Genomic DNA, 21,196 nt, shown 5'->3' with positions numbered 1-21,196 from the left:
GAATTGAAAGGCATTTACACATGTCGTTTGAACAAAAACCGAAAGTTACTGTCATTTTAGCGAATTTAGGTACACCGGATGAGGCCACTGTTCCTGCGGTTCGCCGTTTTCTAAAGCAGTTTTTATCTGATTCACGTGTAATTGAAATACCGAAATTCATTTGGTGGATTATTTTAAATCTGTTTGTTTTACCTTTTCGCCCAAAAAGGGTAGCACATGCCTATGCTTCGGTATGGTCAAAAGATTCGCCCATGCGTGAAATTGTGTTTGAGCAAACTCAACGTATTCAGGCTTATTTGCAGCGAGAAAATAATCAGTTTGATTTAACCGTGATACCGGCGATGACCTATGGTAATCCGGGTATTGATGCAGTTTTAGAAAAACTGGCCGCTAACCCGCAAGAGCATGTCATTCTATTGCCTTTATTTCCTCAATATTCAGCCACTTCTACAGCACCGCTATACGATGCATTTGCCAAGTGGATTCCAGCCCAGCGAAACTTGCCGGGTCTAACAATTATTAAAGACTACTATCAGCATCCAATGTTTATTCAGGCATTGGCAGAAAGTGTTTTAGCTTACCAAGAGCAACATGGGAAACCTGAAAAACTGTTGATGTCATTTCATGGTATTCCACAGCCTTATGCAGACAAAGGCGATCCTTATGCAGACCGTTGTCGCATCACAGCAAAGTTAGTCGCTGAAGCCTTACATTTGAAAGATGATGAATGGGCGATTAGCTTCCAGTCACGGTTTGGGAAACAAGAGTGGGTTAAACCATATACAGACCAACTTTTACAAGATTGGGCGAAGCAAGGCGTTAAGTCAGTACAGGTATTAAGCCCAGCTTTTTCTGCTGACTGCTTGGAAACACTTGAAGAGTTAGCTATACAAAATGCTGAGTTGTTTCAAGAGGCGGGTGGTGGTAGCTATGCTTATATTCCTGCTTTAAATAGCGATCAAGCTCATATTGATTTGCTTGCAGGGTTAGTTCAGGCTAATCTTGATGCCCTTACCTATACCTTAGCCCACCGTTAATTGCGTTTTAGCCAGAGGTTCTTATGTTGCAAGTCAAAATTGTTCCAGTTACTGCATTTGCCCAAAATTGTTCTCTTGTTTGGGACAGTGAAACAAAAGAAGCAGTTTTGATTGATGCTGGCGGTGACGCTTCAGTTTTGAAGAAAGAAGTTGAAGCCTTAGGGTTAAAGGTGAAAGCTCTTTGGCTCACTCACGGACATTTAGACCATGCTGGAGCGGTGGGTGAACTTGCCAAAGAATGGAGCGTTCCAGTTATTGGTCCCCATAAAGAAGATCGGTTCTGGCTAGATATGATTCAGGAAGTTTCAGCACGTTATGGTTTTCCAATTCCACAGCCTGTTAAAGTCGATCAATGGCTTGAAGGTGGCGAAGTGCTAAAACTTGGCGAAGATGAGTTTGAGGTACGTTTTGCTCCCGGCCATACGCCAGGACATGTCATTTTTTATAATAAAAATCATGGATTGCTGTGGACAGGTGATGTCTTGTTTAAAGGCTCAATTGGCAGAACAGATTTCCCGCGTGGTAATCACGATCAGTTGATTGAATCGATTAAACGAGAATGTTTTAGTCTGCCAGATGATACTCAGTTTATTTCTGGACATGGTCCGATGAGTACCATTGGCTATGAAAAACAATTTAACCCTTTTGTTGCAGGTAAAGCGGGTTAATCCTCGTAATCATCTTCATTTTGACTACCCTTGTCATGCTGAGGCGCATCTTGGGTAGGCAGTTTATATTCATCATTCGCCCAAGCGCCTAAATCGATTAATTTACAGCGCTCTGAACAAAACGGACGAAATTCATTACCTTCCCAAACACTTGGTTCACCACAACGTGGGCAGGGGAATGTACGTGGCATAAAGCGATATCCTCAAAGTGAAGAGAAATAGATTAGGCAAAAGTCAGGTGACTTGTTAGACTTATGCCGATTTTTATTTAGTTTGATGTGATTATGCAGATTCGTCAATTTCAAGCACAACGTATGCAAGCGCCTCGCGATTTTACCCCAATTGAAAATACCCCAATTTGTGTAGAAATTGGAGCGGGCAAGGGTAAACATGCTTTGCTTTTTAGCGGGCAACAGCCGCAGCACACATTGTATGCAATTGAACGAACCCGAGAAAAATTCTTGGCAATGCAAAAACAGCACGGTCTGGAACCAAGAGATAATTTAATCCCTGTACATGCAGATGCTTTGCCTTGGGTGGTACATGCATTATATCCTGCTCAAGTTGAACATTTCTTTATTCTCTATCCAAACCCAGAACCCCATAATCCAGCACAGCGCTGGTTGAATATGCCATTTTTTGAGTTCTTAATTTCTCGCCTGCAAACAGGTGGAACCATTACGTTGGCAAGTAATATTCCTGAATATATTGAAGAAGCTGAACAACAATTAATTAATGTCTGGAAGCTGCCTTATCAAAAAGAAAAAATTGCTCAAACATCTGCACGTACTCATTTTGAAATTAAGTATTTGGAACGTGGAGAACTTTGCCAACAGCTTGTGATCACTAAACCTGAAGGTTACAGCACACGTTTTGATGAGTTTGCCCCATTACAAGGTCAAGTGCATGGCGAATAAGCGGGTTGCCATTATTGGTGCAGGTCCGGCTGGTTTAATGGCAGCTGAGGTACTGAGCCAATATGCTTATGATATTGATGTATACGAGCAAAAGCCTTCAGCTGCGCGTAAGTTTCTAATGGCAGGTAAAACAGGGTTAAACATCTCGCATGCTGAACCATTAGTGCAGTTTATTGAGCGCTATGACCATGCAGAATGGCTCAAACCGTGGGTTGAAAAGTGGGATGCGGGCTGGATTCAAAATTGGATGAAAAGTCTGGGAATTGAGTCTTACGTTGGTACTTCAGGGCGTATTTTCCCTGTCGAAATGAAAGCGGCCCCTCTGTTACGTGCTTGGCTAAAACGTTTAGCAGAACAGCAGGTTAAATTCTTTTATCGTCATCGTTGTATTAATTTGCAAGGCACAACGGTAACTTTAGAAAACCAAAATAATCAAAGCACTGAAACCTTTACCCAGCAATACGATGCGGTCGTATTGGCTTGTGGTGCTGTGTCTTGGTCACAATTAGGCAGTGATGGTGCTTGGCAGCAATGGGTTGATCAATCCAATATTGAACCTTTTCAAGCGAGTAATGCAGGAGTATTGCACGCTTGGTCAGCTTTTATGGAAAGCTGTTTTGGTGAACCTTTAAAACGTATCAATGCGTGGGTTGAACCCAGCCAAGTTACTCATGGTGATATTGTGATTACTCACTATGGGTTAGAAAGTGGTGTTATTTATAAACTTGGACGTGCTTTACGAGAACAACAAAAACAAGGGCAAAGCTTAAATTTGTTTTTAGATTTATTGCCTGATGTAGAGTTGTCACAGTTAGTTAAAAAATTACAGGCTAGCAAAAAACAATCGCTCACCAATATCTGGCGTAAAGCAGGCTTAGACACGACCAAGATTAACTTAATTCGAGAAGTGGTTAATAAAGCATTATGGAACCAACCAGAGGCTATGGCCCAGCGAATCAAAGCGCTCCAAATTAAGCTAGAAGGGTTTAGACCCATTGAAGAAGCGATTAGCTGTGCTGGTGGTGTTAAGCAGAATGCACTAACTGAAAGCTTAGAGCTTAAACAAACTTCAGGTGTATTCTGTTGTGGTGAAATGCTGGATTGGGATGCTCCTACAGGTGGATATTTACTTACAGCATGCTTTGCTACAGGGCGAGCAGCTGGTGAAGGTGTGCATTCTTTTTTAGAAAAATAACAGGATAATTTGGTGCTATGTTTGATATGTGAAAAGTGTTATTTTTGAGCGATCAATAATAATAGGATTTACGAGAATATGTCTCAAGCATCACCAGTTTATCAAGGAAGTTGTTTATGTCAGGGTATTCGCTATGAAATTAAGGGCGATATCGGAGATATTATTCAATGTCACTGTCAACGCTGCCGAAAAGCCAATGGAACAGCATTTGCCACCAATGCTCCTATCAACAGTGCAGATTTTAAAATTACACAAGGTGAAAACCTTGTCAAAAAATTTGCTGTGAACGGTGTGTACCGCTGGTTTTGTAGCGAATGTGGTTCACCTTTGATTAGTTCTCGTGATGCGCAGCCTGAATTATATCGCTTAAGAATTGGCACACTTGATACACCATTAGACCAAAAACCGACTATGCATATTTTTGCTGCTTCTAAGGCAGAATGGGAAAGTATTTGTGACGATTTACCACAATTTGCTGAACGCCCATGATTTTAAAAAGTATGTTTAAATCAAATTCAAGATGATCTAATATACTTAAAACAGGGAGATGGCATTCCTCCCTTGAAAAACCGCCATATTGGCTAATGATGCCTACGTTACCCTCATGTATTTATATCGCTGGGTACGTAGGTTATTACGTACTCTACTTATTTTTGGAGTACGCTGTGTCATATTTCCCTTCATTATTTTTTGCTCTTTTAGCGTCTATCTAAAGGGGTGGTCCTATGTATTACTCTCTACTTTCAATTGCTTTAGGCTCAGTTCTAGGGGCATGGTTGCGTTGGTTTTTAGGTTTAAAACTCAACCCGATTTACCCGCAGATTCCACTTGGTACTGTCACTGTTAATTTGGTCGGTGGTTTTATTATTGGTTTTGCGATTGCCTACTTTGCTCAAAGTGATTTAAGCCCGAACTATAAGCTTTTTGTGATTACTGGTTTTTGTGGTGCTTTAACTACCTTTTCAACGTTCTCGATTGAGATCGTCACTTTATTACAAAGTGGTAAGTTGGGAATGGCGATGTTGGGGATTTCTATCCATTTAATTGGGTCTTTAATTTTTACGTGTTTGGGTTTGGTGGCTTATCATTGGGTAGCGGGGCATTGAGTTTTTATATTTAAGAATTGACCATGATTTCAAGTTATGAGAGCTCATCGAAGTTGAGTGTTGGGTAGGATTTTCACGACGGAGTCTTATCGTTGAGTTATCTAATGGAAGCAGCTAATTAAGTTATTTTGGTTTTGCCCAAAGTAACCAAAGGCATCTGTCATTCGCAGAACCTGTTCACTGAATCCATTTTCTTATGCTTTGCAAAAACGATCTTTTATTGGCACCACGCAGGCTGCGAATGACCTTATCGCGTATCGAATGTAAGAGATTAACTAAATAATTTAATTAATAATTAGTCATTCACTATCGTGATAGACGGCATGGATGCCGTCGTTTCGCTGTGCTACATGGATGTAGCATCAGCGCAACAAAGGATTTTTGTTACTTTTCATCCTTGAAAAGTAAGCTTAGCCTATACAATCCATCATTTGGATATCACTTCCATTTAAGGTAGTGCTCATAATAAAAATTAAGTCGTTTCTATTATTTATTTAAATCTATTACTTTTCAGTTAAAGCCTGACCTTCAAACTTCACACCATCCCAACCATTTTGCATAAACTGACGAATATTTTGATGATCAGTTCCTTCTGGGGTAGCTAATACAGATGCGTAGTGTTCTGCAAATAAACTTAAAGTTTGTGCTTGGTCTAACCCTTGTAACTTGGCAAAAGAGAAAACTTTCGCACTGCCTTGATTTTCAGTAGCAGCATTATACTGTGCACCATTTTGAAAAGCTGTTGGAGTATGTTGGTAACGTGCTTCAATATGAGCTAAAACGTCTGAAAATTTTGCTGTGCCTGCTTGTAATTGGGCAAGTAACTCTTGTGCCATAATCTTAAACTTCCTATCAAATGGGGCTTAAGCATAGCATTGAATACATGCTTTGAAAGCTTGGCAATTATAAAAATTGAGGAGTTATTGAAAAAAATCAGAAGAGTTTTTAGACAATTTGTGGATAAGTTTTCTTTTATACACAGTTTAGAAATGATGAAAAAATACACATAAAAAAAGAAGCCTAAGTGGAGGAGATAGTCTTAGGCTTCCAATGATTTAAGTTTATTGGTCAAATCTTAACGCAAGATTAACTCTTACGATTAAAGCGAGCGAAACGTTTATTGAAGCTTGCTACACGGCCTTCGTTACTTGCTTGACGTACTTCACCTGTGTAGAAAGGGTGTGATGCACTTGAAATATCAAGAGTGACATAAGGGTAGACTTTCCCTTGATATTCTTTAGTTTGTTTAGACTGAAGAGTACTACCAATTAAGAAGTACACGTCTGCATTGGTGTCATGAAATAACACTTGTTGATAAGCAGGATGAATATCTTTACGCATGAGAGATTGTCCTAAATTATTTTTGATTAAAGAAATGTTATAACATAACAATTAAAAAGTCAATGTAACCTATAAAAGGCTACACTGATCAGTAAATTAAGTTAGTTAGAAGGTGGAACAAGCTCTTCAAATAGATCGTTTAGATTGTCATGAACTTTTAAGTGAATCAGGTTCCAGTAATGCCCTGAAATGGTTCTGTTGACCATTAAAGTATCTGGTGAGGGTTTAAAGACATCCCAATACTTCAAAGATTTTTTCACAAGTAACATGCCATCATGATGTGATGAGTTCTCTGCAAAATTATAAGTGGTGGTAAGCGGACGTAATAATACTTCAATCCAGAGTTTATATAGATCACTCGGGAATTTGCCTTTTTCAGCAAGTGAATGTAGTTCAAATAATTCTGTTTCGATTAGCTCAATATTTTCATGGCGAGCTGCATTTACTAAGCGTTTAAAGTGCTGCACGATTTCATTTGAGAGCGTTTTAACACTGCCATAGTCATAAATAATGACACTGCCATCTTGGCGGAAAGCAAAGTTACCCGGATGAGGGTCACAGTGGAAACGTTTTAAAAAGAACATTTCCTGACCTAAAGCACGAATCAAGCGGCGTCCAATGGTATTTCGAATTTCGATAGGCCAAGCGCTAGCAGTTTCAATGTTGTCACCTTGTTCGAGACTCAAGGTTAAAATACGTCTTGAAGAGTAATCTTTATAAACGGTCGGGATGATAATTTTGTCATCTAATTGGCTATGAAATGTTTTGAAAACTTCAAGGTTTTGAGCCTCGATTTCATAGTTAAGCTCTGCTGACAGACTATCTTGAATCTCTGCAAAAAGCTGATCTTGTAGCTTTTTATCAATTTTAAGCACACCCATTAAACGAAGTGCCAAACGTACTTGTTTTAAGTCACTTTCACAGGCTTCATCAACACCCGGATATTGCACTTTAACAACAACTTGCTCGCCACTTGGCAAGACAGCTTTGTGAACTTGTCCAATTGAAGCAGCTGCAAAAGGTTCTTGATCAAAAGATTTAAAGGCAACATTCAGCGGCTTTCCAAGCTCACGTTCAACTTGTTGTTGAATAGAAGCAAAGGGCATAGGTGGAGCTTGGCGCTGTAACTTAGAAATTGCTTTAGCGACCTCGGGTGGGAAAATATCTTTATATTGTGATGCAATTTGGCCGACCTTCATGACGGCACCTTTCATTTCGCCTAAGGTGTCGGCAATTTGCAAACCAATATCCTGAAATAACTTGGTTTTTGAAGCCAGCTTTTGCTCTTCATCTGCGGTCAAGTTTCGAATCGAGTTAGAAACGGTTTTCGTTGCAATGCTCGCGGTCATTCCTGCAAGTTTCATAAATCGTTTGCCGGGTGAACTTGCATTCTTTGCCATATCTTCGATACCTCATTGACTACAACATAATATTGCCTAGTTTTGATCATAGGTGACAAAGCTTAAAAAGCCTATATGAAATTGTTTATCTCATGTAAGAAAATTTTCGAAAAACAAAATGTTATTTTTATAGTAAAAAATATGAAAAGCTTGTGAAAATCCATTTCATAAACAAAGCTTTAATATCTATAAAGTGTCTGTTTTTTTGGTGCTAATGTGAATGACAAGTTAAATAAAAATAGAGATAACAAAAGTTATGACAAGTTTAAGTTCGGCCCATGGGCGGTCTCAGGCGGTTCCTTTATCTGTGTTTGAGCAGTCAAAAGATGCGCATATTATTCGTTCTGATGAAGAGGCAATTGAGCTTGCCAAGCAACTTGCTCAAGAGTTTGCACAAGAAGCATCTGAGCGAGACAAAGAGCGCCGTTTACCTCTAAACGAAATTCAACAGTTCTCACAAAGTGGCTTATGGGCTATTACGGTTCCCAAGCAATTTGGTGGTGCCCAAGTTAAATATCGAACCTTAGCTGAGGTCATCAAAACAATTGCGAGTGTTGACCCATCTCTTGCACAGCTTCCTCAAAATCACTTGGCTTTTATTGAACATTTACGCCTTGATGCAGGCCCAGAACAACAACAGTTTTTCTTTAACTTAGTGTTGAGGGGAATTCGTTTTGGCAATGCCTTTTCAGAAAAGCATAGCAAAACGGTGGCTGACCTCACTACCACCTTACGAAAGACCGAGCACGGTTATGAAATTAATGGCAAGAAATTCTTTGCAACAGGCGCTTTGCTGGCACATTGGGTTCCCATTGTCGCTGTAAATGAACAAGGGCAGCCTTATGCTGCACTCGTTCCTCGGGAAACTTCAGGGGTTAATATTATTAATGATTGGTCTGGTTTCGGGCAAAGAACCACGGCCAGTGGAACCGTTGAACTTAATCAAGTTCCAGTACGTGAAGAATATCTAATTCCGATTTATCAGGCTTTCGAACGTCCTACACCAGCAGGTGCAATTTCACAATTTATTCAAGCTGCTGTCGACGCAGGCATTGCGCGTGGTGCAATTGAAGAAACAATTCACTATGTCAAAAATCATAGCCGTGCATGGGTCGACTCAGGTTTGGAAAAAGCCAGCGATGACCCTTACACAATTGCAAATATTGGTGATTTAAAAATTAAGCTGCGTGCAGCAGAAGCGGTATTAGATTTAGCAGGAGATGCGATCGATCAGGCGATTGCCGACACGACAGAAGAGCATGTAAACCAAGCGACATTACTGGTTGCTGAAGCAAAAGTACTCACTACAGAAGTTGCGATTTTAGCAGCGAATAAGCTTTTTGAGTTGTCTGGAACACGGTCAACCTTGTCTGAGCTTAATCTGGACCGCCATTGGCGTAATGCACGTACTCATACCTTGCATGATCCAGTGCGTTGGAAATATCACATTGTCGGTAATTACTACCTCAATGGCATCCATCCACCTCGTCATGCATGGAGCTAAAGTGAAGAAAAAATAAGATTAGGAGAATAAAGATGACGATTACCCAAATTGAATTAGAAGAACTGTCTGTAGGCGCCGATTATGAAAAGGTCGCAAGTAGATTTCGCCCAGTTTTTGAAAAAATTGCCCAAGGTGCAATTCAGCGAGAAAAAGAACGAATCTTGCCTTTTGAACCGATTCAGTGGTTAAAAGAACTTAAATTAGGTGCGGTACGTGTACCTGTTAAATATGGTGGAGATGGGGTGTCATTACCGCAACTTTTCCAGCTTCTAGCAGAATTGGCGCAAGCAGATTCGAATATTGTGCAAGCGTTGCGTGGACACTTTGCTTTTGTCGAAGACCGTTTAGTTGCGCATAAAGAGCATTCGCAGGAGGTTTGGTTTCAGCGTTTTGTACAAGGTGATTTAGTTGGGAATGCATGGACCGAAGTTGGAAATGTGCAAATCGGTGATGTCGTTACACGAGTAACCAAAGATGCTTCGGGCAACTTGGTAGTGAATGGTGAAAAGTACTATTCAACCGGAAGTATCTTTGCAGACTGGATCGATTTATTTGCTTATGATGAAGTAAATGACCGCCACGTGATTGCTGCTATTTATCGCCATGAAACGGGCGTGAGTGTGATTGATGATTGGGATGGCTTTGGTCAAAAGACAACGGGCAGTGGTACTTTAAAAGTACATCAGGTGCATTTGCCAGCCTCGCACCTTATTCCATTTGACCAGCGTTTTAAATATCAAACTGCTTTTTATCAAGTCGTCCATCTTGCAACTTTAACGGGTATTGCACATGCGGCAGTAGAAACTTTTAGTCAAGAAATACGAGAGCGAAAGCGTATTTTTAGTCATGGTAATGGTGACCTTGTTCGTCACGACCCACAAGTTTTACAGGTGGTGGGTAAAGCCTCTGCTCAAGCTTATGGAAGTCTAGCAATTACGATTAAAACAGCTGAAGCATTGCAGAAGGCTTATGAAAGTCACTTTAGTGAGTTAGAGGTGAAAGAACATCAGTTTAATGTAGATGCAGAGCTTGAATCGGCGCAAGGACAGGTGGTGATTTCTAATTTGGTACTCGATTTAACCAGCCAATTATTTAATGCTTTGGGCGCGTCAGCAAGTAGTCAAGTGAAACAACTCGACCGTTTCTGGCGTAATGCACGAACGGTCTCTTCACATAATCCGCTTATCTATAAAGAAAAGGTGATTGGAGATTGGGAAGTAAACCGTACCGATTTGCCCTTTGTCTGGCAAATCGGAGCAAGCCCGCGGGCAAAGTCTGCATAAAATAAAAAAAGCCGATGAATAATCGGCTTTTTTTATTAAGTTTGACTTAAACGTTTGGTATTTAAATAAAGCCTTGAAAGTAATAAAACACAAGCAATGCTTAAACCAATAATTAAGCCTAACCACACGCCAGCTACACCCCAATGGGTATAACGTGCTAAATAAAGTCCGATAGGAAAAGCAATCACCCAATATGCCATGAGTGTAATCCACATCGGTGCTTGCGTATCTTGCATACCTCTTAAACAGCCTGCGGCACTCACTTGCAATGCATCCATCAGCTGATAACCCATTGCAAACCAGAGTAAATACATTGCAACAGGAACTACATCTATATCTTGAGTATAAACCGAGACAATTTGTTCACGACCTAAGGCAATAAAGGACATCGTCAATAATGCAAAAAATATTGCTGTGCTCAGACCAATTTTTTGGACTTGGTACATCGAAGCCCAGTTCTTTTCACCATAATAGGTTCCCACACGAATGGTCAGGGCAATCGCGAGTGAAAGCGGGATCATAAACAGCACAGAGGTAACTGAAATTGCAACTTGATGCGCTGCAATAAATACTTCACCCAGTGGGCTAAGTACCAATGCACCTGTACTAAAAATACTGACTTCAAAGAACACGGCTAAACCGATTGGTAGGCCAAGCTGTAAAATTCTTTTAACCCAAGTCAGGTTAATTTTATCGAATCTGCTAAAAATAGACGTGTTTCGATAAGCCGAAGCTTTATAAATATAGCCAGCTAAAGTAATTAGCATGAGCCACTGTAAAATGGATGTTGCAAAACCACAGCCTGCACTACCTAAAGCAGGTATTGGTCCTAACCCATGCATAAAAATCATGTTTAGAGGAATCAAAACCACTAAGGCCAGTAAGCTAATGACCGTTACTGGGCGGGGATGGCCTAAAGCCTCTGAATAACCGCGTAGGGCTGCGTACATGGTCACAGCAGGCATACCTAAACCAATCGCATGTAAGAATAAACTTGCTTTAGGCTGTAAGCTCTCCGGTACGCCAAACACATGCAAGAAAAACGGCATGAGCTGCAAAATGAGCATAGCCATTACGCCTAAAATGATGGCGACCCATAACGATTGACGGACAATGACAGGAATTTGTTCTGTATTTCTTGCGCCCTTTGCTTCAGCGACCAAAGGTGTCGTTGCAATCATAATGCCACTGAACAGGAGCATGACTGGAATCCATAAGCCCACACCTACCGCAATTGCTGCTAAATCGGTTGCAGATAAATGCCCAGCCATAATAGTGTCAATTAACCCAAATCCCGCTTGAGCAAACTGGGTAATTAAAATCGGTAGCATTAAGTGGAAGAGTTGTTTTAATTCAGACCGAAAAGATGTGACATTCGACACAAAAGGTACTCTTTTTAAATATAAAAATGAAGCTAACGTTGCAAAGTGAGTAACACACCGACAAAGATGATCACGCCACCAAGAAACCGTTGCCATGTAACAGGTGTCTTTTCTGTACCTAACCAGCCAAAATGGTCAAGCAACATTGAAATGACCAATTGCCCAAAAACGACTAGCCCTGTAAAGGTTAAAAAACCAAGTTTAGGTGCAGTATAAATGCTCATGCTAATTGCATAAACCCCAAGGAATCCTCCTGTCCAAAGAAGCCATGGAATATTTGATATTTCACTTAAAGTGGGCTTCTCGGCACTTTGAAAGAAAACCATAATGGCTAAAACAATTGTACCTATGAAAAATGATAATAAAGCTGCCTGCAACGGTGAGTGTAGTTGCTCGCGCAGTTGAGCATTGATTGCAGTTTGAAAAGCCATGGCAACACCGATTCCCATAGCTAGAGGTAAGATCAGGAAAAGTTGACTAGAGAATTTCATCATTTTTATCAATATTTAAGTATGTTTAAAAACAGTCTAAAGCAATTAAGGTATGTTTTCATAAGCCCATTGATGCAGTCATGTTAAAATAGAAATATTGTGTAAATTGGACCTGCTCCTTGGCCGTATTAAACCCTGCTTCTGTTCCTTTATCTTTATATATCCACATGCCTTGGTGTGTGCGTAAATGTCCATATTGTGACTTTAACTCGCATGCCGTACCCGATGGAGCGCTTTCGGCAGAACTCGAGCAAACCTATTTAAAAGCATTGGTGGCCGACTTTGAAACTCAAGTTGAGATGGCTCAGGGACGTTCAATTCATAGTGTATTTATTGGTGGTGGAACACCTTCACTTATTTCTGCTAAAGGCTATGCGTGGCTGTTTGAACAGCTTAAGTCATTGCTCAAATTTGAAGATGGCTGTGAAATCACCCTAGAGGCAAATCCCGGAACACTAGAGCATGACCCATTTGCAGGCTATTTAGAAGCAGGTATTAACCGTTTATCGATTGGTGTGCAGACTTTTAATACAGAGCACTTGCAAAAACTGGGGCGTATTCATTCAGCCAACAATGCTATGGATGCAATAGAGCAGGCACGACAAGCAGGCTTTAAGCGAGTTAATGTCGATTTAATGCATGGCCTACCTGAGCAAACGCTAGAGCAAGCACTTTATGATTTAAAGATGGCTGTAGAGCATGGCGCGACACATATCAGTTGGTATCAACTTACTATTGAGCCAAATACCGTATTTTTCCGAACTCAGCCTATTTTACCTCAAGATGAAGTGTTAGAAGATATTCAAGAGCAAGGCGAAGCATATTTAAAAGCAAATGGCTTTGTAAACTATGAAGTGTCGGCTTGGCGTAAAGAACAACCTTCAGCCCATAATTTAAATTACTGGGAATTTGGTGATTACCTTGCAATTGGTGCAGGAGCACATGGCAAAGTAACCCGACCAGATGGCGTGTATCGTTTCCAAAAGACTCGTTTACCGAAAGACTATTTGGCTAAGGTTCCAGCCGAACATTTGCAAATGAAAAAGATTGAAGTAGAAGAGCTACCTTTTGAATTTATGATGAATGCTTTGCGTCTAAATGACGGGGTAAAAGCTGAGTTATATGAGCAGCGTACAGGCTTAAGCTTAGATCATTTAAATGAGGTACTCACTTCACTTCGAGCTAGAAAGCTACTGGTAGAGGATAGTTCTCGTTTGGCTTGTACAGAGCAGGGGCATATTTTCTTGAACTCAGTACTAGAAGAGTTCTTGTGATAAAGCAAAGTCAAAGCCGCATTATCAAATGCGGCTTTTTTGATTTTAGCGAGTGGTGTAGCCACCATTTGCAAAAATTGTTTGACCGGTAATCCACCAACCATCGGTCACTAAAAATTGAACTAGAGGTTCAATATCTTCAATTTTGGTAAGCCCACCTAAAGCTGAGGCTGATTTGTGGTAAGCCACTGCCTCGGCAGATTCCTGCCCATAAAAGAATGGTGTATCCATTGGTCCAGGTGCAACAGCAGTCACAGAAATCTGACGATCACCAAATTCTTTTGATGCAGCGCGAGTGTAATGCTCAACAGGTGCTTTTAAGCCTTCATAAGTTGAATAGAGTCCAGTGTAGGCTGCAAGAAGAGAAGTCACGATTGAACAAATCTTGCCGCCGTCATTTAAATGACGACCTGCCGATTGAATAAAGAAATAGGCAATTTTTGAGTTGATATCGCTCATGCTATCAAACTCTTGTTCTGTGGTATCTAAAAACGATTTCTTTAAAACCTTTCCAACTGTATTGATCGCAATATCAATTCCGCCAAAATGCTGCTTAGTGTCTAAGAATAGCTTTTCGATATTATCAATATCCGTTAGGTCTGCCTGAATTAAAACGGCATCTACACCGAATGCTCTTACATCTGCGAGCGTCTGTTCAGCATCTGCTTGAGTTTCAGCGCTATTGTAGTGAATTGCGATTTTTGCGCCTTGTTCTGCAAATTTACGGCTAATCAGTCCACCTAAGTTTTTTGCGCCGCCTGTAATCAATACAACTTTATCTTTAAGAGTATGAGTTGCCATGATGCTTGTTCCTATGCTGACTTGTTTTAATGTGTTTTTAGTCTAGATTGGCGGTAATTTTTGATCAATTATGCTAGTTTGGTTTAACTATTCAAAAAATACGAACAATTAAATGGATCGGTTGCAGCAATTTTTTATTTTTACAGAAGTCGCTAAACGACAAAGCTTTAGTGAAGTGGCAAATCAGCTTGATTTACCTCGCTCGACAGTGACGAGTGCTATTCAACAGTTAGAAACTCACTATGGAGTACGCTTATTTCATCGTACTACGCGTAAAGTAAGCCTCACTCAAGATGGACAAAGAATATTACCCGAATGCCAAAACCTGTTATTTGATTATGAACAGCTCGAACAGCTAATACAGACACAAAAGCAGCATTATCGTGGCACGCTAAAAATTTCAATGCCCAGCCGAATCGTGCATCAAGTGATTATTCCTGAACTGCCCGATTTTTATAGCCGCTATCCAGATATCCATTTACAACTTCATAGCTCTGATGACATCACTGATTTAATCGAGAAAGGAATCGATTGTGTTGTTCGGGTGGGGCAGCTAGATAATAGTAGTTTAATTGCGAAGTTCGTTGGTAACTTGATTATGGTGAACTGTGCAAGTGCTGATTATCTAGAACAGTATGGTATTCCTGAACAATTAGAAGATCTATCTCAACACAAACTCATTAACTATGCGGGAGCAGTAGGAGAAAAACAGGGCGTATTCTTATATCAAGATGGAGCTGTGATGATGGATAGTACTTTAAGCGTAAATAATACGGAAGCCTATATTGCAGCGGCTATTGCAGGTTTAGGAATTATTCAACTTCCATACTACGATGTTCAGGATAAAATCGAGCGGGGAACTTTAGTTGAAGTACTAAGTGCCTATACCGCTCAATCACTTCCACTTAATATTTTATATCCGAATAGAAGTTATATTCCTAAACGTTTGGAAATCTTTATGGAATGGGCTAGGGATGTTCTCTATAAGAAGTGCATCGTCATCTTTTAGTCATAAAACTAAAATACATTAACAATAAAAAAAGCCTCTCGAACTGAGAGGCTTTTTAGAATTTGGTGGGTCGTCCGCGACTCGAACGCGGGACCAACGGATTAAAAGTCCGCTGCTCTACCAACTGAGCTAACGACCCAAATAGGTTCAAAACAGATAAGTGGTGGGTCGTCCGCGACTCGAACGCGGGACCAACGGATTAAAAGTCCGCTGCTCTACCAACTGAGCTAACGACCCTGAACAAACATTCAAATATCATTTGAATGTGAAGTGCAAGATAACTAAAAGTTTTCTAACACCACCTTTGTTTTGATGTCGCGTATTTTAGCAAGTTATTCAACTAACACAAGAGGAAATTTAAAAACATTTGCATGATTGCCTATAAAAAGCACGATTTCCTCTTGTTTAGCTAAAAAATGAACTAAAAACGGTATTTATATGCCTGAATGTTGTCAAAAATTTCACTTGTGATGTCACAGTAACTGCTTTCACCAGGCAATAAAGCGAGTAAACGTTCAGAAGTTTTGCTTGGATTAAACGCATCTTCCTTCAATTTATTCTTTTGGTACTTAAAAGTACCTGTAGTTTCAACTTTAGCTTGTATACGTAAAAACACTGGTACCGCATAAGCAGGTAAGCATTTTTTAAATACAGTCACCATTTCTGTTAAATCAGCGTCATTTAACTCGGCACCATCAGCAAGCGTGATTGCTGCCATACCTGCACGACCATTAGTATTTGGAATTTCTACACCGTAAACCACAGCTTCAGCGATCTTGTCATATTCACACACCATGTTTTCAACTTCGGTGGTAGATACATTTTCGCCTTTCCAGCGGAAGGTATCACCTAAGCGGTCAACAAACTGAGCGTGACGGAAACCAATATTACGAACAAGATCACCTGTGTTGAAATATGAGTCACCTTTTTTAAAGACATCTTGCATAATCACAGATTTGTTCTTTTCTGGGTCAGTATAGCCATCAAATGGAGAGCGACTGGTAATTTTACCTACCAATAAACCGACTTCACCTGCTTTAACTTTTTTACACCAGCCATTTTTATCGCGTACAGGCTCATTCTTTTCTTTATCAAATTGAATGACTGCATACGGCATAGGGGAGAAGCCTACGGTGTTGTCAAAATTGAAAATATTACTAAAACCGACATTGCCTTCACTTGATGCATAAAGTTCAAGAACCTCTTCAACACCAAAACGCTGTTTGAATTTATCCCAAATGTTTGGACGCATGCCGTTACCAATCATTTTGGTTACACGGTGAGCACGGTCAAGTTCTGTAGTTGGAGCATCCATTAAGTAACGGCAAAGTTCACCTACATAACCGATTGCAGACGCATTAAACTTCTGAACATCTTTCCAGAATGCACTGGTTGAATATTTACGTCGAATGGCAAGTGTAGAGCTTCCTGCAATCACACCACACCAGCAAACCACCACACCTGTTGCATGGTACAGCGGCAAAGTGACATACATCACATCATCTGGGCCAAGGTTTAAAATGTGGCCGTAAGTGCCGTAGGCAAGTGTCCAGCGGCTATGTTTAAAAATAACTGCTTTTGGTAAGCCGGTTGTACCCGAAGTATAAATATAAAATAGACCATCATTACCATGAACGGAATGTGTGGTCGATGGATTGAATTTCGGGAATTGATCAATTTCTATTGCAAGATTGGCATAACCTTGAGGTGCTGTTCCTGCATCTTGACGAGTAGCCTGATCTGCAAACCAGTGAAAACGGTCTTTAGGAACGTTTAAGTCTTGACGAATTTCATCAATTGCAGCACGAACTTCTTCGCCCGCAATGACTGCAATTGGTTTTACAAGATTGATACTATGAGCGAGAACTTTACCGACTTGCGATGTATTTACAAGCGCAATCGTTACCCCAATTTTAGCTAAGCCCACAATAGTGGCAATAAGCTCAGAACGGTTCTCAACCATTACGGCAATCACATCACCTTTACGTGCGCCGAGAGATAAATAATAGTGAGAAATCTGGTTAGCCCATTCATTTAAAGCTTCATATGAGTAACTTTGATCTTCAAATAATAAAGCAATACCTTTCGGATTTCGCTTAACAGCTTTCTCAAAAGCTACACCTAATCCAGTTGGTGTATTTGCTGTTCTTAAATAAGCCTGTTTAAGACCATTCAGGATATGGGGTACTTTGGGAATGAAGCTAGGAAGTCTAGTGGCAACATCCCCAAGCGTAATGATATCGGTCTGTGTTGTCTGGCTCATATCAATCCTATTTATTTTTCGATCAATCCAAAAAAGGTTGCGTTGGCAAAAGTACAGTATTTTTCATGGTTCACCATGCTTTTAAAACTTTTCTTCTAGTGCAATCAACCTAATTGGTTAAAAATAACAAAAAAAACCTAGTCATCGAAATGACTAGGTTTGTTTAAATTAGCTGCAATTGAGCAAATGATTTACTCAGCTACAGGATTTGCTTTCTTTGGTGGACGGCCGCGAGGGCGACGAGGACGACTTGGTTTGTCCTTATCAGCTTTAGAATCTTCTGATTCACTCTCGGCAGAAGCTTCAGTTGGCTCTACAGCTTGTTCTGTAGCTGCTTTGGCTTTTGCAGCTGCTTTTGGCTGTTTTGCAACTGGAGCTTCTACTACAGTTGTCTCAGGTGTCTCTTCTACATTAGCTGTTACTTCAGTTTCCTGATCAAGCTCAAGCGGTTGTTGTTTTGATTCAACAGGTGCTTGTGTTTCAGCAGTAGGAGCAACAACGGCTTCTTCCACAGTCTCAGCTACAGGGGCAGCTTCTTCTGGTGCAGAATGTTGTTGTTTAACTTGCTCAAAAGCTTGTTCAGCTGCAAGTTTCGCTAAACGACGGCGTTCACGCGGATCATTAGCAACACGTGGTGTCGCTTCTTTTGGTGGCGTCAACGGAAGTACTGGCGCAGGTTCTGCTTCTTGTGAAGGTTTATTGCTTGGAAGCTCGGCATCACGAGTAACAGGCTTTTTGTCTTCAGCTTCAGCTGCGACTTCAGTCACTAGAGTACTTGCGTATTGCTCTGCAAATTTCTGCAATGCACGATTGAATGTTGGAACTAAACCAAACTGCTCAATCAATACTGTGCAGTCTTCACCGTAAACATGACGGATCAAGCTACCAATTGTATATTGCGCCAACGTTGGAATTTGCGATGGGGCAATTGATGGTGCAGCAGCTTTAGCACGTTTTGCATTGCGTTGTTCACGGCGACGCATACGAGGATCATTACTTGCACGTTGAACTTGCGGTTGAGTTTTCTCAGCCTTTGGTTGAGGAGCTTCTGCTTCAGCAGTTACCGCCTCTTCCACTGCCACAACTGGTGCTGGAGCTGATTCTTGAGTAGCTTCAACAACAGGTGCTTTTTCAGTGCGTTCAACAGGTTGCTCAGGCGTTAAAGCAATAATTTCGCTTTGTGCTTGATCAACATTGATGACTAAGGCTGTATTCATGACTTCATGCTGTGGAGCATCAATCAAATCAACCTTAATTTGTTTTTCATCAACAACTGCTGCTGGTGTATTTTGATTTTCATTTAATACGCTTGGATCGCGGTGGCGATTCGGGCGGTTTGGACGTTGTTGATTATTACGGTCACGACGTGGTACAGCATGTTCAGCTTGTTGGCCATCATTTTGATGTTGCGCATGCGGCTGGTCTTGCTGTTGACGCTTTTGTTGACGTTTTAATTCACGCTGCTCTTGGCGTGATAACTGTACAACCTCTTCATGAACCTGTTGTTGCTGTGGTTCTTGATTGTGGTGGTGCTGATGTTGTTCACGTTGCTCTTTGTGCTTACGTTTTTTGTTGTTTGGACGCTGCTGTTGTACTTTATCGTCTTTTTCAACATTCTCACGTGCTTCCTGCTTAACAGGAGATTGAGAAATATAAGCATTGTTAGATGGAGTAGAAGTAACTTCAGCAACAGCTGGTGCTACGACTTGTCCAAACTGCCCACGGCTAACAGCGCCAGTATTCACCATTTGTTCAATTGCAGCAGCAGCATTTTGTGCTGAGCGAGATTGATCAACTGTTTGAGCTTGTTTTTGAACAAAAAGGTTTTCTAACCATGCACAAGGGCTTGCTGCTTTTTGAGCGCTTGCCTGAGCAGCAGGTTGAGCCGCTTGATTTGTTTTCTTTTGGTTGGCTGCGTTATTGGCAGCAGGAGCAACATTAGTATGGCCATGATCGGTTTCTTCTAAATGCCATTCAGAAGATTCATAACCTAACTCTTTTTCACTTGAACGAGTTGCTTCAGTACGTTCATAGCTAGATGGTGCAAACCCATCTGGATTGTACTGAATTTCGTAGTGAGGGGTTTCTAAGTGCGGGTGAGGTAAAACAGTCACACGAACACTAGAAGTTTGTTCTAAATAGACAAGACTATGACGTTTTTCATTGAGCAAGAATGCTGCAATTTCAACAGGCACTTCTACTTGTACTTCACCATGACGTTCACGAAGCGCGATCTCTTCTACTTTACGCATAATTGAAAGCGAAAGTGAGCGTAAGTCACGAACCATGCCTGTACCATGACAGCGTGGGCACACATAACCTGTTGCTTCTTCAAGAGATGGACGTAAGCGTTGACGGCTCATTTCCATTAAGCCAAAACGAGAAAGTTGTCCAAACTGAATACGTGCGCGATCGCTTTGTGTTGCTTCACGAAGTTTTGCTTCAACCATACGTTGGTTGCGCTCTTTAGTCATATCGATGAAGTCGATTACAACTAAACCACCAATGTCACGAAGACGAAGTTGGCGAGCAATTTCTTCTGCTGCTTCTAAGTTAGTATTCAGCGCAGTTTCTTCAACGTCATGTCCACGAGTCGATTTCGCAGAGTTAATATCGATTGAAACTAAAGCTTCAGTCTGGTCAATCACAATTGAACCGCCAGAAGGAAGTTTTACTTCACGTTCATAAGCAGTTTGAATTTGACTTTCAATACCAAAATGAGCAAATAATGGCTCGTTTAAAGTATAAGTTTTAAGTTTGTCTAATTGACGAGGCATCACTGCTTTAACAAAGTTATAAGCTTCGTTATAAGCCTGTTCGCTATCAATTAAAATTTCTGCAACATCATCACGTAAATAATCGCGGATAGCGCGAGTAACAACACCTGCTTCTTGATGAACCAGCATTGGAGAAGGACCAGAGCTTGCTGTGCCTTGGATTTGAGCCCAAAGGTCAAGCAAATGCTGTAAGTCTAACTGTAATTCTTCTTGGGTACGGCCAATACCAGCGGTACGTACAATAACGCTCATACCACGTGGTAAATTTAAAGAAGCTAGAATTTCTTTTAATTCTTCACGTACAGAACCTGAAATTTGACGACTAATACCGCCGCCTTTCGGGTTGTTTGGCATAAGAACCAAATAACGTCCTGCAAGTGAAATAAAGGTAGAAAGGGCTGCACCTTTATTGCCACGTTCTTCTTTTTCGACTTGAACAAGTAATTCAGTACCTTCAGTGATAAGTTCACGAATGTTTGAAGTTTGTCGTGGGTCTGCTTGGAAATAACTGTTAGCAATTTCGCGCATAGACAAGAAGCCTTGACGGCCTGCGCCGTATTCAACAAAAACAGCTTCTAAAGATGGTTCTACGCGGGTTACATGGCCTTTATAGATATTGGATTTTTTCTGTTCTCGGGTACGATTCTCTAAATCAAAATCGTAAAGACGATTACCAGTGATAAGTGCAACGCGGACTTCTTCTGCGTGAGTTGCATTAATCAACATACGTTTCATGGGTGTGACACCT

General features: G+C 40.8%; 19 protein-coding genes, 2 tRNA genes and 1 riboswitch. Of the genes, 10 read left to right on the top strand and 11 right to left on the bottom strand.

What is annotated here, in order from left to right:
• Positions 1-20 precede the first annotated feature (20 nt).
• Positions 21-1,037, top strand: coding sequence for a ferrochelatase (gene hemH / locus AAC388_RS16300; protein WP_005065964.1), 1,017 nt, complete (start codon positions 21-23; stop codon positions 1,035-1,037).
• A 23-nt stretch (positions 1,038-1,060) separates the two neighbouring features.
• Positions 1,061-1,705: an MBL fold metallo-hydrolase gene (locus tag AAC388_RS16295; RefSeq protein ID WP_320124087.1), complete on the top strand. Its 645-nt coding sequence runs from the start codon at positions 1,061-1,063 to the stop codon at positions 1,703-1,705.
• Here AAC388_RS16295 and AAC388_RS16290 read toward each other — a convergent pair.
• Positions 1,702-1,896 (bottom strand): DNA gyrase inhibitor YacG, encoded by a 195-nt coding sequence (locus tag AAC388_RS16290; protein ID WP_016144208.1) that lies wholly within the window; start codon positions 1,894-1,896, stop codon positions 1,702-1,704. The genes AAC388_RS16295 and AAC388_RS16290 overlap by 4 nt on opposite strands.
• 87 nt (positions 1,897-1,983) lie before the next feature.
• Here AAC388_RS16290 and AAC388_RS16285 point away from each other — a divergent pair, with 87 nt between their 5' ends.
• The 4 genes from AAC388_RS16285 to crcB all read left to right on the top strand — a co-directional run bounded on the left by AAC388_RS16285 (position 1,984) and on the right by crcB (position 4,923).
• Positions 1,984-2,622, top strand: a complete 639-nt coding sequence (locus tag AAC388_RS16285; RefSeq protein ID WP_080749938.1) for an SAM-dependent methyltransferase — start codon at positions 1,984-1,986, stop codon at positions 2,620-2,622.
• A complete protein-coding gene (locus AAC388_RS16280) occupies positions 2,612-3,817 on the top strand; it encodes a TIGR03862 family flavoprotein (RefSeq protein ID WP_342370937.1) in 1,206 nt (401 codons plus the stop codon). The genes AAC388_RS16285 and AAC388_RS16280 overlap by 11 nt, the downstream gene beginning before the upstream one ends.
• A gap of 78 nt (positions 3,818-3,895) precedes the next feature.
• Positions 3,896-4,306, top strand: a complete 411-nt coding sequence (locus tag AAC388_RS16275; protein ID WP_032056271.1) for a GFA family protein — start codon at positions 3,896-3,898, stop codon at positions 4,304-4,306.
• 45 nt (positions 4,307-4,351) lie between these two features.
• A riboswitch (Fluoride riboswitch) is annotated at positions 4,352-4,418 on the top strand.
• A gap of 124 nt (positions 4,419-4,542) precedes the next feature.
• Positions 4,543-4,923: a fluoride efflux transporter CrcB gene (gene crcB, locus AAC388_RS16270; RefSeq protein ID WP_342370936.1), complete on the top strand. Its 381-nt coding sequence runs from the start codon at positions 4,543-4,545 to the stop codon at positions 4,921-4,923.
• A gap of 503 nt (positions 4,924-5,426) precedes the next feature.
• On the opposite strand, the gene AAC388_RS16265 is transcribed toward crcB, so the two are convergent.
• The 3 genes from AAC388_RS16265 to AAC388_RS16255 form a co-directional block, all read right to left on the bottom strand.
• Positions 5,427-5,759: a HopJ type III effector protein gene (locus AAC388_RS16265; protein WP_068612542.1), complete on the bottom strand. Its 333-nt coding sequence runs from the start codon at positions 5,757-5,759 to the stop codon at positions 5,427-5,429.
• A gap of 250 nt (positions 5,760-6,009) precedes the next feature.
• Positions 6,010-6,264, bottom strand: coding sequence for a type B 50S ribosomal protein L31 (locus AAC388_RS16260; protein WP_002114896.1), 255 nt, complete (start codon positions 6,262-6,264; stop codon positions 6,010-6,012).
• Positions 6,265-6,365: 101 nt separating this feature from the next.
• Positions 6,366-7,664 carry an AarF/ABC1/UbiB kinase family protein gene (locus tag AAC388_RS16255; RefSeq protein WP_262728631.1) on the bottom strand — a complete coding sequence of 433 codons (1,299 nt, stop codon included), beginning with the start codon at positions 7,662-7,664 and terminating at the stop codon, positions 6,366-6,368.
• Positions 7,665-7,920: 256 nt separating this feature from the next.
• Here AAC388_RS16255 and AAC388_RS16250 point away from each other — a divergent pair, with 256 nt between their 5' ends.
• Both AAC388_RS16250 and AAC388_RS16245 read left to right on the top strand, forming a co-directional pair.
• Positions 7,921-9,168: an SfnB family sulfur acquisition oxidoreductase gene (locus tag AAC388_RS16250; RefSeq protein ID WP_342370935.1), complete on the top strand. Its 1,248-nt coding sequence runs from the start codon at positions 7,921-7,923 to the stop codon at positions 9,166-9,168.
• A 32-nt stretch (positions 9,169-9,200) separates the two neighbouring features.
• Entirely contained in the window at positions 9,201-10,451 is a 1,251-nt protein-coding gene (locus tag AAC388_RS16245; protein WP_005301987.1) for an acyl-CoA dehydrogenase family protein, read from the top strand.
• Positions 10,452-10,486: 35 nt separating this feature from the next.
• Here AAC388_RS16245 and abeM read toward each other — a convergent pair whose 3' ends face one another.
• The gene (gene abeM / locus AAC388_RS16240; RefSeq protein WP_017385674.1) at positions 10,487-11,833 is read right to left on the bottom strand and encodes a multidrug efflux MATE transporter AbeM; all 1,347 of its coding nucleotides are present in this window, start codon (positions 11,831-11,833) and stop codon (positions 10,487-10,489) included.
• 32 nt (positions 11,834-11,865) lie between these two features.
• The gene (locus AAC388_RS16235; RefSeq protein ID WP_032005126.1) at positions 11,866-12,327 is read right to left on the bottom strand and encodes a DMT family transporter; all 462 of its coding nucleotides are present in this window, start codon (positions 12,325-12,327) and stop codon (positions 11,866-11,868) included.
• 116 nt (positions 12,328-12,443) lie between these two features.
• Here AAC388_RS16235 and hemW point away from each other — a divergent pair, with 116 nt between their 5' ends.
• Positions 12,444-13,598 carry a radical SAM family heme chaperone HemW gene (hemW, locus tag AAC388_RS16230; RefSeq protein ID WP_342370934.1) on the top strand — a complete coding sequence of 385 codons (1,155 nt, stop codon included), beginning with the start codon at positions 12,444-12,446 and terminating at the stop codon, positions 13,596-13,598.
• 45 nt (positions 13,599-13,643) lie between these two features.
• On the opposite strand, the gene AAC388_RS16225 is transcribed toward hemW, so the two are convergent.
• On the bottom strand, positions 13,644-14,399 hold the full coding sequence (locus AAC388_RS16225) for an SDR family oxidoreductase (RefSeq protein ID WP_342370933.1): 756 nt from the start codon (positions 14,397-14,399) through the stop codon (positions 13,644-13,646).
• 112 nt (positions 14,400-14,511) lie between these two features.
• On the opposite strand from AAC388_RS16225, the gene AAC388_RS16220 reads away from it, so the two are divergent.
• Entirely contained in the window at positions 14,512-15,408 is an 897-nt protein-coding gene (locus AAC388_RS16220; RefSeq protein ID WP_342370932.1) for a LysR family transcriptional regulator, read from the top strand.
• A 63-nt stretch (positions 15,409-15,471) separates the two neighbouring features.
• Here AAC388_RS16220 and AAC388_RS16215 read toward each other — a convergent pair.
• The 4 genes from AAC388_RS16215 to AAC388_RS16200 all read right to left on the bottom strand — a co-directional run bounded on the left by AAC388_RS16215 (position 15,472) and on the right by AAC388_RS16200 (position 21,183).
• Positions 15,472-15,547: transfer RNA gene (locus AAC388_RS16215), tRNA-Lys, on the bottom strand.
• Positions 15,548-15,569: 22 nt separating this feature from the next.
• A tRNA-Lys gene (locus AAC388_RS16210) sits at positions 15,570-15,645 on the bottom strand.
• Between the two features lie 184 nt (positions 15,646-15,829).
• On the bottom strand, positions 15,830-17,671 hold the full coding sequence (locus AAC388_RS16205; RefSeq protein WP_342370931.1) for a long-chain-acyl-CoA synthetase: 1,842 nt from the start codon (positions 17,669-17,671) through the stop codon (positions 15,830-15,832).
• Positions 17,672-17,862: 191 nt separating this feature from the next.
• On the bottom strand, positions 17,863-21,183 hold the full coding sequence (locus AAC388_RS16200) for an Rne/Rng family ribonuclease (RefSeq protein ID WP_342370930.1): 3,321 nt from the start codon (positions 21,181-21,183) through the stop codon (positions 17,863-17,865).
• Positions 21,184-21,196: the final 13 nt, after the last annotated feature.

The sequence above is a fragment of the Acinetobacter sp. D009 genome (assembly GCF_038562025.1).
In the GTDB taxonomy this organism is placed as follows: domain Bacteria; phylum Pseudomonadota; class Gammaproteobacteria; order Pseudomonadales; family Moraxellaceae; genus Acinetobacter; species Acinetobacter pittii.
Note: the sequence above shows the minus strand (reverse complement) of the source record. Positions and strands in the feature narration are given on the sequence as shown.